The sequence below is a fragment of the Rhizobium sp. CB2179 genome, from assembly GCF_057653455.1.
Genome location: NZ_CM172781.1, coordinates 1113646 through 1126767, shown reverse-complemented (window position 1 = coordinate 1126767; position 13122 = coordinate 1113646). Strand labels below are relative to the sequence as shown.

The 13122-nt window shown below is 61.8% G+C and carries 14 protein-coding genes and 1 pseudogene; 11 read left to right on the top strand and 4 right to left on the bottom strand.

What is annotated here, in order from left to right:
• Positions 1-78: 78 nt before the first annotated feature.
• From AC244Q_RS05675 to AC244Q_RS05645, 7 genes are all read left to right on the top strand, one after another.
• Complete coding sequence (locus AC244Q_RS05675) at positions 79-2013, top strand: bifunctional 5-dehydro-2-deoxygluconokinase/5-dehydro-2-deoxyphosphogluconate aldolase (protein WP_012756775.1); 1935 nt, start codon at positions 79-81, stop codon at positions 2011-2013.
• A gap of 198 nt (positions 2014-2211) precedes the next feature.
• On the top strand, positions 2212-4062 hold the full coding sequence (iolD, locus tag AC244Q_RS05670; protein WP_026157299.1) for a 3D-(3,5/4)-trihydroxycyclohexane-1,2-dione acylhydrolase (decyclizing): 1851 nt from the start codon (positions 2212-2214) through the stop codon (positions 4060-4062).
• A gap of 63 nt (positions 4063-4125) precedes the next feature.
• Positions 4126-5043, top strand: coding sequence for a myo-inosose-2 dehydratase (gene iolE / locus AC244Q_RS05665; protein WP_026157298.1), 918 nt, complete (start codon positions 4126-4128; stop codon positions 5041-5043).
• Between the two features lie 197 nt (positions 5044-5240).
• Positions 5241-6038, top strand: coding sequence for a 5-deoxy-glucuronate isomerase (gene iolB, locus AC244Q_RS05660; RefSeq protein WP_012756772.1), 798 nt, complete (start codon positions 5241-5243; stop codon positions 6036-6038).
• 89 nt (positions 6039-6127) lie between these two features.
• Complete coding sequence (locus AC244Q_RS05655) at positions 6128-6337, top strand: DUF1127 domain-containing protein (RefSeq protein WP_128407181.1); 210 nt, start codon at positions 6128-6130, stop codon at positions 6335-6337.
• Positions 6338-6403: 66 nt separating this feature from the next.
• Positions 6404-7237 (top strand): helix-turn-helix transcriptional regulator, encoded by an 834-nt coding sequence (locus AC244Q_RS05650; protein WP_128407180.1) that lies wholly within the window; start codon positions 6404-6406, stop codon positions 7235-7237.
• A gap of 203 nt (positions 7238-7440) precedes the next feature.
• Positions 7441-7602 carry a hypothetical protein gene (locus AC244Q_RS05645; RefSeq protein WP_012756769.1) on the top strand — a complete coding sequence of 54 codons (162 nt, stop codon included), beginning with the start codon at positions 7441-7443 and terminating at the stop codon, positions 7600-7602.
• 104 nt (positions 7603-7706) lie between these two features.
• Here the strand turns inward: AC244Q_RS05645 and AC244Q_RS05640 are convergent.
• Together AC244Q_RS05640 and AC244Q_RS05635 are read right to left on the bottom strand one after the other, a co-directional pair.
• Positions 7707-9074, bottom strand: a pseudogene (locus AC244Q_RS05640) (MATE family efflux transporter).
• An 81-nt stretch (positions 9075-9155) separates the two neighbouring features.
• Positions 9156-9596 (bottom strand): glyoxalase superfamily protein, encoded by a 441-nt coding sequence (locus tag AC244Q_RS05635; RefSeq protein WP_012756767.1) that lies wholly within the window; start codon positions 9594-9596, stop codon positions 9156-9158.
• 355 nt (positions 9597-9951) lie between these two features.
• Between AC244Q_RS05635 and AC244Q_RS05630 the strand changes: the two genes are divergently transcribed.
• Positions 9952-10284 carry a hypothetical protein gene (locus AC244Q_RS05630; RefSeq protein WP_128407179.1) on the top strand — a complete coding sequence of 111 codons (333 nt, stop codon included), beginning with the start codon at positions 9952-9954 and terminating at the stop codon, positions 10282-10284.
• On the opposite strand, the gene AC244Q_RS05625 is transcribed toward AC244Q_RS05630, so the two are convergent.
• Positions 10235-10498, bottom strand: a complete 264-nt coding sequence (locus tag AC244Q_RS05625) for a hypothetical protein (protein WP_113547140.1) — start codon at positions 10496-10498, stop codon at positions 10235-10237. The two genes, AC244Q_RS05630 and AC244Q_RS05625, sit on opposite strands and share 50 nt — an antisense overlap.
• Before the next feature lie 90 nt (positions 10499-10588).
• On the opposite strand from AC244Q_RS05625, the gene AC244Q_RS05620 reads away from it, so the two are divergent.
• Positions 10589-11455, top strand: a complete 867-nt coding sequence (locus AC244Q_RS05620; RefSeq protein WP_128407178.1) for a LysR family transcriptional regulator — start codon at positions 10589-10591, stop codon at positions 11453-11455.
• A gap of 47 nt (positions 11456-11502) precedes the next feature.
• Here the strand turns inward: AC244Q_RS05620 and AC244Q_RS05615 are convergent, their stop codons facing one another.
• On the bottom strand, positions 11503-11949 hold the full coding sequence (locus AC244Q_RS05615) for a baeRF12 domain-containing protein (RefSeq protein ID WP_012756763.1): 447 nt from the start codon (positions 11947-11949) through the stop codon (positions 11503-11505).
• A 161-nt stretch (positions 11950-12110) separates the two neighbouring features.
• Between AC244Q_RS05615 and AC244Q_RS05610 the strand changes: the two genes are divergently transcribed.
• Together AC244Q_RS05610 and AC244Q_RS05605 are read left to right on the top strand one after the other, a co-directional pair.
• The gene (locus AC244Q_RS05610; RefSeq protein WP_012756762.1) at positions 12111-12512 is read left to right on the top strand and encodes a DUF2177 family protein; all 402 of its coding nucleotides are present in this window, start codon (positions 12111-12113) and stop codon (positions 12510-12512) included.
• Positions 12513-12711: 199 nt separating this feature from the next.
• Entirely contained in the window at positions 12712-13113 is a 402-nt protein-coding gene (locus AC244Q_RS05605; RefSeq protein WP_003558031.1) for a pilus protein PilZ, read from the top strand.
• Positions 13114-13122 lie beyond the last annotated feature (9 nt).

Genomic DNA, 13122 nt, shown 5'->3' with positions numbered 1-13122 from the left:
CAAAATATCGGAACCGATGTTTCATTATTGAAAATTCGCAGGCACTGGAAGCCGCGCAAAATCTAGCGGGAGGACATCATGGTACAATCGAATCCGGATTCACAGCCGGAGCCGGCGCTTGATGTGATCACCATCGGCCGCTCTTCGGTCGATCTTTACGGCCAGCAGATCGGTTCGCGGCTGGAGGATATCGGCTCCTTCGCCAAGTCCGTCGGCGGCTGCCCCGCCAATATCGCCATCGGCACGGCGCGGCTCGGCCTCAAATCCGGCCTCATCACCCGCGTCGGCGACGAGCAGATGGGACGCTTCATCCGCGAGCAGTCGGCGCGCGAAGGTGTGGCCACAGACGGCATCATCACCGACAAGGAGCGGCTGACGGCGCTGGTGCTGCTTGCGGTCGAGGCCGAGGGCGTGTCGCCAATGATCTTCTATCGCTCGGACTGCGCCGACATGGCGCTCGATGAAGGCGATATCGACGAAAATTTCATCAGATCGTCGCGCGCCGTTCTCGTTTCCGGCACACATTTCTCACGGCCGAATACCGAAGCCGCGCAACGCAAGGCTATCCGCATCGCCAAGGCGAACGGCCGCAAGGTGATCTTCGACATCGATTACCGACCGAACCTCTGGGGCCTTGCCGGGCATGCGGAAGGCTTCGAGCGCTATGTGAAATCCGACCGAGTCTCCTCGAAGATGAAGGAGACGCTGCCCGACTGCGATCTCATCGTCGGCACCGAAGAAGAAGTCCTGATCGCGTCCGGCGCCGACGACGTGCTTGGCGCGCTGAAGGAGATTCGCCGCCTGTCGCCGGCGACGATCGTGCTCAAGCGCGGCGCCATGGGCTGCATCGTCTATGACGGGCCGATTGCCGACGATCTGGAAGCCGGCATCATCGGCCAGGGCTTCCCGATCGAAGTCTTCAACGTGCTCGGCGCCGGCGATGCCTTCATGTCGGGCTTCCTGCGCGGCTTCCTGCGCGACGAGCCGCTGAAGACCTGTGCGACCTGGGCCAATGCCTGCGGCGCCTTCGCTGTCTCCCGCCTGCTCTGCTCGCCGGAATATCCGACCTGGGCCGAACTCGACTTCTTCCTGACGACCGGAAGCAAACACCGGGCGCTGCGCAAGGACGAGGCGATCAACCATATCCACTGGGCATCGACCCGGCGCGGCGAAATCCCGCTTTTGATGGCGCTGGCGATCGACCACCGCTCGCAGCTCGTCAGCGTCGCCGATGAACTCGGCGTCGGCCACGAGAAGATCGTCGCCTTCAAGCGGCTGGCGGTCGCGGCGGCGGCGCGGGTTTCGAATGGCCGCGACGGCTACGGCATGCTGATCGACGAACGCTTCGGCCGCGACGCTTTCTTCGATGCGGCGACGAAGAATTTCTCCTGGATCGGCCGGCCGGTGGAATTGCCGGGCTCGAAGCCGCTGCGCTTCGAATTCAGCCAGGATATCGGCTCGCAGCTCGTCGAATGGCCGCTCAATCATTGCATCAAGTGCCTGTGTTTCTATCATCCTGATGATCCGGCTGAATTGAAGACGGAGCAGCAGGAGAAGCTGCGCACTCTGTTCGAGGCCTCCCGCAAGGTTGGCCGCGAGCTGCTGGTGGAGATCATCGCCGGCAAGAACGGCCCGCTGACCGACGATACCATCGCGACCGCGCTGGAGGAGCTCTATGCGCTCGGCATCAAGCCGGACTGGTGGAAGCTGGAGCCGCAAGCATCCCGTGAGGCCTGGAAAAAGATCGATGCGGTGATAGCCAAAAATGATCCATGGTGCCGCGGTATCGTGCTGCTGGGGCTCGAGGCGCCCGCCGACGAGCTGATCTCCTGCTTCGAGGCGACGCTGGCTGCCCCCTCCGTGAAGGGCTTCGCCGTCGGCCGGACGATCTTTGCCGATCCGGCGCGCGCCTGGCTTTCGGGCGAAATGAACGACGAGGAAGCGATCGCCGATATGGCCGGCCGCTTCCGGCAACTGACAGAGGCGTGGCTGAAGACCCGCGGACATCAGTAGACTTAGAATTAAGACCCCTCCCCACCCCTCCCCACAAGGGGAGGGACTTAACCCGGGCACCGCCTCACGCCATCAGCAAGCTTCCCATTGGAGGAGACGTTGCGGCGAGAATGAAGGGAGCCCGGCAAGTTAACCCCTCCGCTTGAGGGGAGGGTTGGGGAGGGAAAAGCGCGAAAAGAAAGATTGCGGGAGGACCCGATGGGCAAGACGATACGGTTGACGATGGCGCAAGCCGTCACGCATTTCCTCAAGGTACAGATGACGATCGTCGACGGCAAGAAAGTGCCGATCTTCGGCGGCGTCTGGGCGATCTTCGGTCACGGCAACGTCGCCGGCATCGGCGAGGCGCTCTATCAGGTGCGCGATGAATTGACGACCTATCGCGCTCACAACGAACAGGGCATGGCGCATGCCGCGATCGCCTATGCCAAGGCGAATTTCCGCACGCGCTTCATGGCCTGCACGAGTTCGATCGGCCCCGGCGCGCTGAACATGGTGACGGCCGCCGGCGTGGCGCATGTCAATCGTATTCCCGTTCTCTTCCTGCCGGGCGACGTCTTCGCCAACCGCGCGCCGGATCCGGTGCTGCAGCAGATCGAGGATTTCGGCGACGGCACGGTTTCAGCCAATGATGCCTTCCGTTCGGTTTCGCGCTATTTCGACCGCATCACCCGGCCCGAGCAGATCATCGCGGCGCTGAAGCGCGCCATGCAGGTCCTGACCGACCCCTTGGATTGCGGCCCGGTGACATTGTCGCTCTGCCAGGACGTTCAGGCAGAAGCCTTCGATTATCCGGAAAGCCTGTTCGATGAAAAAGTCTGGACGGCCCGCCGGCCGCAGCCGGATGCAGACGAGCTGGCGAATGCCATCGCGCTGATCAAGGCGTCGCAGAAGCCGGTGATCGTTGCCGGCGGCGGCGTGCTTTATTCGCAGGCGACGAAGGAGCTTACCGCCTTTGCCGAGGCCCACGGCCTTCCCGTCGTCGTCAGCCAGGCCGGCAAGTCGGCGATCAACGAGACCCACCCGCTGGCACTCGGCTCGGTCGGCGTCACCGGCACGTCGGCGGCGAATGCGATCGCCGAAGAGACGGATCTCGTTATCGCCGTCGGCACGCGCTGCCAGGATTTCACTACCGGCTCCTGGGCGCTGTTCAAGAATGACAGCCTGAAGATGATCGGCCTCAATATCGCCGCCTATGACGCGGTGAAGCACGACAGCTATCCGCTGGTGACAGACGCCCGCGAAGGGCTGAAGGCGCTTTCGGCCGGACTTTCGGGCTGGAAGGCGCCGGCCGCCCTCACCGAGAAGGCGGCTGCGGAAAAGAAGGTCTGGATGGAGGCTGCGGCCAGGGCAATGGCCACGACCAATGCCGCCCTGCCCTCCGATGCGCAGGTGATCGGCGCGGTGGCGCGCACGATCGGCGGTGAGAATACGACGGTGCTTTGCGCTGCCGGCGGCCTTCCCGGTGAATTGCACAAGCTCTGGCCGGCGACGGCGCCGGGCAGCTATCACATGGAATACGGCTTTTCCTGCATGGGCTACGAGATCGCCGGCGGGCTTGGCGCCAAGATGGCGCGTCCCGAACGGGATGTGGTCGTCATGGTCGGCGACGGTTCCTACATGATGATGAATTCCGAGATCGCCACCTCGGTCATGCTCGGCCTCAAGCTCAACATCGTCTTGCTCGACAATCGCGGCTATGGCTGCATCAATCGGCTGCAGATGGGAACCGGCGGCGCCAACTTCAACAATCTGCTGAAGGACTCCTACCACGAGGTGATGCCGGAGATCGATTTCCGCGCGCATGCCGAAAGCATGGGCGCCATCGCCGTCAAGGTCGCCTCGATCGCCGAGCTGGAGCAGGCGATCGCCGACTCGAGGAAGAACGATCGCACCTCGGTCTTCGTTATCGACACCGATCCGCTTATTACCACGGAGGCCGGCGGCCACTGGTGGGATGTCGCGGTGCCGGAGGTCAGCCCGCGCGAAGAGGTCAACGAAGCGCGCAAGGGCTATGTCGAAGCACGCGCCGCCCAGCGTATCGGCTGATCTATCGCTATCATTTTTTCGGAAGAGCAGAGCTCTTCCGCAATGCTTTTAAGGAGAATGTTGATGAAGGCCAAACTCGGCATGTCGCCCATCGCCTGGTGGAACGACGATCTTCCTGAGCTCAGCGACGATGTGTCCCTGGAGGAATGCCTGCGGCAATCGCGCGGTGCCGGCTTTACCGGCATGGAAAAGGGCCGCCGCTTCCCCGACGATCCAAAGGTGATGCTGCCGATTCTCCGTGCAGCCGACGTCACGCTGTGCGGCGGCTGGTTCTCGGGCACGCTTGTTGACGAGGAGCTTGCCGCCAACAAGGACCGCATCGCGCCGATGATCGAACTGTTCAAGGCCGTCGCCGCGCCCTGCATCGTTTATGGCGAAGTCGGCCGTTCCATCCAGGGCGACCGCTCCAAGCCGCTCGCGACCAAGCCTCGCCTTTCCGATGACGAGATGAAGGCCTATGCGCACCGCGTCACCCGGTTCGGAGAATGGTGCGCCGAGCAGGGCATGCCGCTTTCCTATCACCATCACATGGCGGCCGTCGTCGAAACCGAGCCGGAACTCAACGCCTTCATGCGCCATTCGGGCGAAGGCATCCCGCTGCTGCTCGATGCCGGGCATCTCGCCTTTGCCGGCGGCGACGTGCTGCGCGCCATTGGGAACCACCACGCCCGCATCAACCATGTTCACGTCAAGGATATCCGCAAACCTGTGGTGGATGGACTGGATCGCAGCCGGCAGTCCTTCCTCGATGCGGTGGCACTTGGCGCCTTCACGGTGCCGGGCGACGGCTCGCTCGATTTCGGCGCCATCGTCCAGCGGCTGGCCGATCACGGCTATGAAGGCTGGTTCGTTGTCGAGGCCGAACAGGATCCGCGCAAGGCTCCGCCGCAGAAAATGGCCGAGATCGGTCACGCCGAGTTGATGCGCGTCATGACGGCTGCGGGCTATACCGTGGAAACGGAAGGCTTTCCTAAGGGATAGCGGGAGCAAAAGACCCCTCCCCAACCCCTCCCCACAAGGGGAGGGACTTAACTTGAGGCACCGCCCCGCACCAGATGGCGGCCACCTTGAAAAAAGGAAGGCCGTAATATGGGCGAGACAGCACGGCAGGTTAGCCCCTCCCCCTTGTGGGGAGGGGTTGGGGAGGGGAATTTTCCAACTTACGAGGAAAAACACCAATGCCAAATCTCAAGGTGAAACCATCAGGCACGTATGGCCGCGTCACGCATGTCACCCCGGAAAACGCCGGCTGGACCTATGTCGGCTTCGATCTGCATCGGATGAAGCCGGGCGAGACCGTTTCGGGAGAGACGGGTGATCGCGAAGTCTGCCTCGTCTGGGTGACCGGCAAGGGCAAAGCGTCTGCCGGCACCAAGGATTTCGGCACGCTCGGCGGCCGCATGAACCCGTTCGAAGGTGCGCCGCATGCGCTCTACATCCCGATGGAATCGACGTGGTCGGTGACGGCGGAGACCGATCTGGAGCTCGCCGTCTGCTCCGCACCCGGCGGCGGCACCTATCAGGCAAAGGCCATCCCGCCCGGCACGCACCCGCAGGTGACGCGCGGCAAGGGCACGAATGTGCGCTATGTCAACAATATCATGCCGGAAGACGACAGCTCGGCGCATTCGCTGCTGGTCGTCGAGGTGATTACGCCCGGAGGCCACACCTCCTCCTATCCGCCGCACAAACACGACCAGGACGACCTGCCGAACGAGAGCTTCCTGGAAGAGACCTATTATCATCGGCTCAACCCGCCGCAGGGTTTCGCTTTCCAGCGCGTCTACACCGACGATCGCTCCCTTGACGAAGCGATGGCGCTCGAGGACGGCGACGTGACGCTGGTGCCGAAAGGCTATCACCCCTGCGCCGCCTGCCATGGTTACGACCTCTATTACCTCAACGTCATGGCCGGACCGCAGCGGATCTGGAAATTCCACAATGCCGCCGAGCACGAGTGGCTGCTGAAAGCGTAAGCGTCGCGTTCGATCGCTAAATAATCTGACAGCGCGGAACCGCCGCTGATGGTTCACTGCCTCCATCCAATCACGGATGGAGGATCACAATGCATAGCTCGAATTCCACAATCTCGGCCCGCAATATGCGGCCCGGCCGGTTCCTTGCTATAGTCACCGCAGCACAGTGGCTGGCGCGCAAAATGAACGAACGGCGCAACTGCAATGCTCTGATGGAGCTGTCCGACGAGCAGTTGAAGGATATCGGCCTTTCCAGGGGGCAGACCGAAAGCGACGTCCATGTCTACAGTCGCTGCTGAAACTTAAGCGTGATATTGTGCCGCTAGGTCGCCTCATCGGGCGGCCTGTCTGACCCGGAAGATGCAATGTCGCAGTTTTCAACAGCGCCGCTCCTGAAAACGAAGACGGTCACCATTCGTGACATCGTCTGCAATGGCGAATGCCGCCACACAAGCGACGAGGAATGCGCTCACAAGACGAGCCTCGTCTATCCCTATCGCGGCGTATTCATGCGGCATGTCGGCCGCAATGATACGGTGGCCGAAGCCAATCAGGTTCTGTTCTTCAATGCCGGCCAGGGATACCGGATCAGCCACCCAATCGAGGGTGGCGATGCCTGCATCGATCTGGCGATCGACGAATCCATGCTCGAAGAGCTCACGCCGAAGGAGCAGGCGCAGCCCGGCCCGCCCTTTGCCTTTCGCCGCCAGCGCCGGCGGATCGATCCGCGCGCGCAGGCGCTGGTCGCTCTCCTGCGTCATGGTCTCAGCCGCAACGTCGCCGAAACGCTGGAAGCGGAAATATTGGCGCTGACGCTGGTGCGCCGCTCGCTCGGCGAGCGCACATCGCATGCGGCGGGCGCCAGCGCCGGCCGACAGAAGCTCGTCGACCGGGCAAAGCTGGTGCTCTCCTCCGATCTCGCGCGGCGCTGGACACTTTCGGAAATCGCCACCGAAGTGGGCGTCTCGCCCGTTTATCTCACCCAGGTCTTCCAGCAGGTCGAGGCGACGCCACTTTACCGCTACCAGCTGCGGCTGCGGCTTGCCCGCGCGCTCGATCTGCTTGGCCAATATGAGGATCTGACCGCGCTCGGTCTCGACCTCGGCTTTTCCAGCCACAGCCATTTCAGCGCTTCCTTCAAGCAGACTTTCGGGCAGACTCCGGCCGAATTCCAACGCGCGGCGCAGCTTCGGCGCTAGTGAAAGCCTACAGCGCCGCGGGTCTTTTCGAGAGCCGCAAGGACGCTGTAGCACTTTGAATCCCCGCATAATTCCTTAAATCGATCCCAATTTAAGGAATTATGCGGGGGGTCGATCGCTAAAGATTTCGACAGCGGCAATGCGGACTTCAATGATCTTATCAGCCTGTCCCGATCGCGGGACGATCAACGGAGGATCATCAGATGAAGAAGACCACATGCGCCGCCTGCGACTGCGAACTCGGTGCGGAGACCATCACCGTCAAGCTCGGCGGCAAGACTGTCGAGGTCTGCTGCCAGGAATGCGCCGAGGCGCTGAATGAGGCGGAAGCCGCGACAACGGCCGCTTCGAGCGGCAAGGAATAGACGATATCAGGCAAAAGCCGCGCTCCCGGCGCGGCTTTTGCGTCTATATCTTTATTCTGCACAATTCCGGACGCAAACCGTTGCACCGTTTTGCTGGAATTGCTTTAGACGGGCAGAAGCCCGTACCGCCAGCCCCGGCGTTTGGCGTTCTGCGACAGCACCAGGAAGGCAAGGATGAACATGCCTGCCTCGGCAAAGACCGGCACCATCCAGATCCCCTGTTCGCCGAAGACGAAGGGTAGCAGGAAGGTAAGCGGCAGGGTGAGCAGATAGGGCCGCGACAGGCCAAAGATCGCCGCACGCGGCGCATCGCCGATCGACTGGAAATAGGATGACAGGATCATCATCTGCCCGAAGAGAAAATAGGCGCCGATCGTCCAGGGCAGAATTCGCCTGACCTCGGCAATGATCGCGGGATCGGCGACGAAGACGGCGCCGAGGCGGCCGGCCAGCAGCTCGACGATGATCTCCACCAGGGTGCAATAGACGAGTGCGGCGAGCATGGCGATCTGCAGGCTGCGGCCGACGCGGAGCCGGAGGCCGGCGCCGTGATTGTTGCCGGCGACCGTCTGCAGCGCGATGCTGAGACCAAGCAGCGGCAGATAGGTGAAGGTCATGATCCGGGTGATGATGCCGTAGGCGGCCACCGTCGCGACCTAGTCATGTTCGCTCCAGAGAGAGATGTTGATCAGAATGGCGGCCGAGGCCAGCGATATGCCGATGAAACCGAGGCTCATCGGCGCGCCGAAGGCGACGATGCCGCGCCATTCGGCAAGAGCCAACCCCGGAGACGGCCTTAGTGCCGCCGGCCGGCGCCAGCGAAAGGCGAGCACGGCTGCGAGACAGACGCATTGCGATGCGATGGAGCCGGCTGCCGAACCGAGCACGCCCCAATGCATCACCGCCATGAACAGCCAGTTGGCGAAGATGTTGAGCAGCGAGGCCGACAGCGTCACCAAGGTCATGAAACCGATCTTGCCTTCGCAGCGCAGCCCGTCGAGATGCAGCGACAGGAAGAAGCTGATCGGCGCACAGGCGATCATCGCGCCCATGAACAGCATGGCGCCATCGGCCACGGCAGCATTGCCGGCAGCACCGGCATCGATGATCTGTCGGCCAACGATCCAGTAGACCAGATTGAGGATGAGGGTGACGGCGAGCGCCAGCGCATGCGCGCCGGCAAACACCCGACGCGCGCCTTGACGATCGCCGGCGCCGAGCCGGCGGGCGAGGATACTCGCCATACCGTTCGAGACCAGCGATTGCAGGGCGACCAGCAGCATCAAACCGGGAAAAATCAGGCTGACGGCAGAGAGCGCATCCGGGCCGACATAGGCGCCAAGGAAATAGGCGTCGACGACGGTGAACAGGCCGTTGACGGTGGTGATCGCGACGATCGGTGCCGCCGTTTTGATGAAGACGCCCGGCAGCCAGCCGGTGAGAAAGGCATTGCCTTCGGAAAGATCGGTCATGGAGAAATCCGTGCGATAGGAGGCAGGGCCCGATCCGGCTAAATCATTTGGATCCGGACGGCCTCAAAAGGACAAAACAATCTAGAGATCGAGCACCAAATGCGGCACGCCGTTCGAGGTCTTCCTCGGCGACACGCCGTCGGCATCGATCTGCGCGTTCACACGCCGGCGAAAGGCTGAAAAGCTCTCGAAGGTGACGACATCCACCGGCTCGTCGAAATGGATGGTGATCCTGTGAAGGTCGCCGCCCGGCAGGGCCGAAAGCGCCAGGACTTCGCCGGTGAACGGCTGATTGAGATAACGGCCGCGAATATGCGCGCCGACGAAGAGCGGTGTCTTCGGGCTGGCATTGGGCTTTGCCGCAAGGGCCGCGAGCGTGTTCCAATCGCGTACACCGTGCTGGCGGGCAATCATTTCCAGAGCCGCACTGTGGGTCAGCGGGGTGCCGCGATCGTTCATCGCCTGGCGCAGGCGCTTGGCCTGAGCCTTCAATTCTTCAATGGCAGGATAGGTCGTCGTCATGGCGTGAGCCTTCGCAAGGCATGCTCTTCGACTGTGGATGGGAGCTCGCATTGCCGCCAGTCAGCATGCACAAAGGGCCGTGACCATGATCGCGAGGACTTCACCATGGATTTTCATCCGCGAGCGGCCGGTGCCTCGAACCGGCCTTTGTATGCGCGAACGCCGCCGACATGTCAAGAATGGCGCATCTGCCTTGGGAATGCGCAACTTTGGGGCAAATCTGCACGAAATCGGTGCGATTTTCCCGCAGCGGTCACATAAGCATTCAATTTTTAACGATGTTCTTCAGCAAATGTCAGCATTCTTCACGTAATATCCTGTCGCATTACAAGCGGAGGCTAAAAGGGCCTTTCAGATGCACCTCGACACAGAACACCCCAAGCCGGAACGTGCCTACAGGGAATTCAATCTCGACAGGCCCAGCAACATCATCTTCGTCGGCCATCACCTCAGCACCGGAACGCAGGTGCGCTGCCTGATCCGCACGATCACGCTTGCCGGCGCATTGCTCGAAGTCAGCCCGAACCTGGAAATACCGAGCCATTTCTTCCTCGAAATCCTCGGCATCCATGACGAGATCGGTGCGACCGTGGTCAAGCGCGAAGGTGAATTGGTGACGATCAGCTTCAACATGCTGATCAATCCGGAATTCCTGCACCACGTGTTGCGATTGAACTTCGAAACCTGAGGCTTTTTCCGATCCGCGAATCATCGCGGCACGGCACCTTTGTTTCTGCAGCCCGTCTTGCGACAAGACGCGCGATGATCGAAACGGTCCAGAGAAATCCACGCCATTCCGGACGATCAAGCGGATCGGCGAGCGGATCGGCAAAGCGATCGCGGCGGATTCGGCGATTGCAGATTTCGATTTCCCTGAAGAGAATAACCCAGTTGAGATCCATTACTTCATCCTCCATCTATTGCTGGAGCACTTGAGCTAAGCCTTCGCGCCCTTCTGATGTAGAGGCGCTGGGGAAAGGGGGTTTTCATCCATGAAAGATGCGAGCTGGGACGACCTGCAACTTTTCTTCCATGTTGCGACCGGCGGCGGGCTGTCGGCGGCGGCTCAGCGCACCGGGCTCAGCGCGCCGACGATCGGCCGGCGCATGCTGGCGCTCGAACGGGTGACCGGCCGCTCGCTGTTCAGCCGCGGCCCCACCGGTTATCTTCTGGCCAAGGACGGGCAGGAGCTGCTCGATCGCGTCCGGCTGATGCAGGATGCGGCGCGTGCGATCTCCGACTGGCGCGGCGAGGTGCTGACACTGCCGATCGTCTCGACGGCGGCCGACAGCTGGACTTCACGCTTCGTCGCCGACCATCTGGCCAGCGTCTGGACGCCGAAAGACAGCTTCCGCATGTGCTACAAGACCTGCGATGCGAGCGTCGATTTCACCTATCGCGAGGCGCATATCGCCATTCGCCACAGCCGGCCGGAGAGCGGCAACGTCGCGATCCGCCGTTCGGTCAAGGTGGCGCATGCGGCCTATCAGGCCGCCGGCTATGACGAGACAAACTGCAACTGGATTTCGCTCGGCACCGATACCGCCATCACGCCGGCGGACAAATGGACTTTCGAGCAGCCGGATTATTGGATCACCAGCTGGACGAACACGCCACATATGCTGTTTCACCTCATCCGCGGCGGTGCGGGACGCGGCGTGCTGCCCTGTTTCATCGGTGACCAGGAGCGCAGGCTCGTCCGCGCCGGCCCTGTGATCGACGAGCTGACTTACGAGATGTGGATCGTCGCGCATGACGACGAACGGCAACGGCCGGAGGTCAGGATCGTGATCGACCGCCTGGCGGCGCTCTTTGCCGATCATGAAGACCTGTTTGCCGGGCATAAGGCGGCGACATAAGAAAACGCGGGCCGTTCGACCCGCGTTCTCTGAGGTTGCTAACCGGCTCAGGCGGCGAGATGCCGCTCGATCTCGTCGACCGGCATATTGGTATAGTCCTTCGCCAATTCTACGGAGATCGCTGCCTGCGTGTCGGCGCTGAGGGCCGGCCGCAGCGCGCCGAGTGCTCTCGGCGGCGCAACGAGGACGATGCGGCGAACATCCTTTTCCTGCGCCAGCTCATCCAGCCTTTCCGCGACCTGTTTCAGGAATTGGGCTTCGGCCTGATCCTGCCAGTTGGTCTCCTCGACAGCACTGCGGCTGAAGCCATCGGCGGCATGGCTGCGGCCGGGCTTGTCGGCGCCGATTTCGCGATCCGGCTCACTCGGCTGCGTCAGAGTTTCCAGCACCTTCAGGTTCATCAGTTGGGCATCGCCGGCATTCTGCATGATCAGAGCCTTGGCTCCGTTGCAGACCACGACCCATGATTTCCAAGGGATTTTAACGTCGGTCATCTTCAACTCCTAGCTGTCGTCATTCGAAGCGCGCCGTGCTTCATCGATCAAGGCAGAACGCCTGGCCATTGAAAGAGTTCGGGAAAATTGCACCGAAATCGAACGGGCGGCGATCCGGCCGGCCCTGGCTGCGTAGAAAGGCCAAGTTCGGGAGATTGACGATGAAGACATCACTGCTCGCCTATGCCGGCACCTTTCTCACCCTTCTCATCTGCGACGGGATATGGCTCGGCCTCATCGCCCGCAACTTCTATCGCGATCAGCTGGGAGCGCTGATGCTGCCCTCGCCTAATCTCGCGGTCGGCGCACTGTTCTACCTGTTCTTCGCCGCCGCGGTGGTTGTGCTTGCCGTGCTGCCGGCGCTGTCGGCGGGCTCGATCGCCACCGCGTTTCTCCACGGTGCCATTCTGGGACTGGCGGCCTATGGCACTTATGACATCACCAATCTCGCTACGCTTCGCAACTGGCCGCTCGCCATGAGCCTGGTCGACATGGTCTGGGGCACGGCCCTGACGGCGCTGACTGCCGCCGGCGGATATCTCGCCGTCAGATTTTTTGGCTGAAACGGGAGCCTGGAGATGAAAGCCCGCGTCCCGATTATGAACATCGGGCGTCCCGCTTGGGCACAAAGTTTAAACTCGTTAAAATTGTCATTTTATATTTGACGAATGTGCAAAACATTCATGTGACCTTGGTTCGAGCAAGACCCCAGCTTGCTCGCGATCAAGACCCCAAATGTGCCCCGTCTGACGGAGAATGTGAATGACTATGCTCCGCGCCACACACCTTGCCACGGTCAAGTCCGCTGTCTACGACCTGCGCTGGGAAGAATTCAGTGTCAAACGGCCAGCCCGCATTGTCGCCGTCCGGCCGTGCCTCACAGGCGTCTCCATGCGAAGCGCCGAGATCATCGATATCTCCCAGGGCGGCGCCACCTTCATCGTCTCGACCACGGCCGGCCTGCCAAAGCATTATTATCTCAACATTCTCGGCCTCGCCTACCGGATCGGCTGCGCCGAGGTCTATCGCCATAAGGAACGCATCGGGGTGCGGTTCATCAACATCATGGACCCCGAGGTTCTGCGCCGCGTCGTCCGCACCGATTTCCTTGTCGGCAACATGGAAGCAATCGCTGCCCGACGCGCGCCGATCTTCCGCGCCTGAACAGGCCGA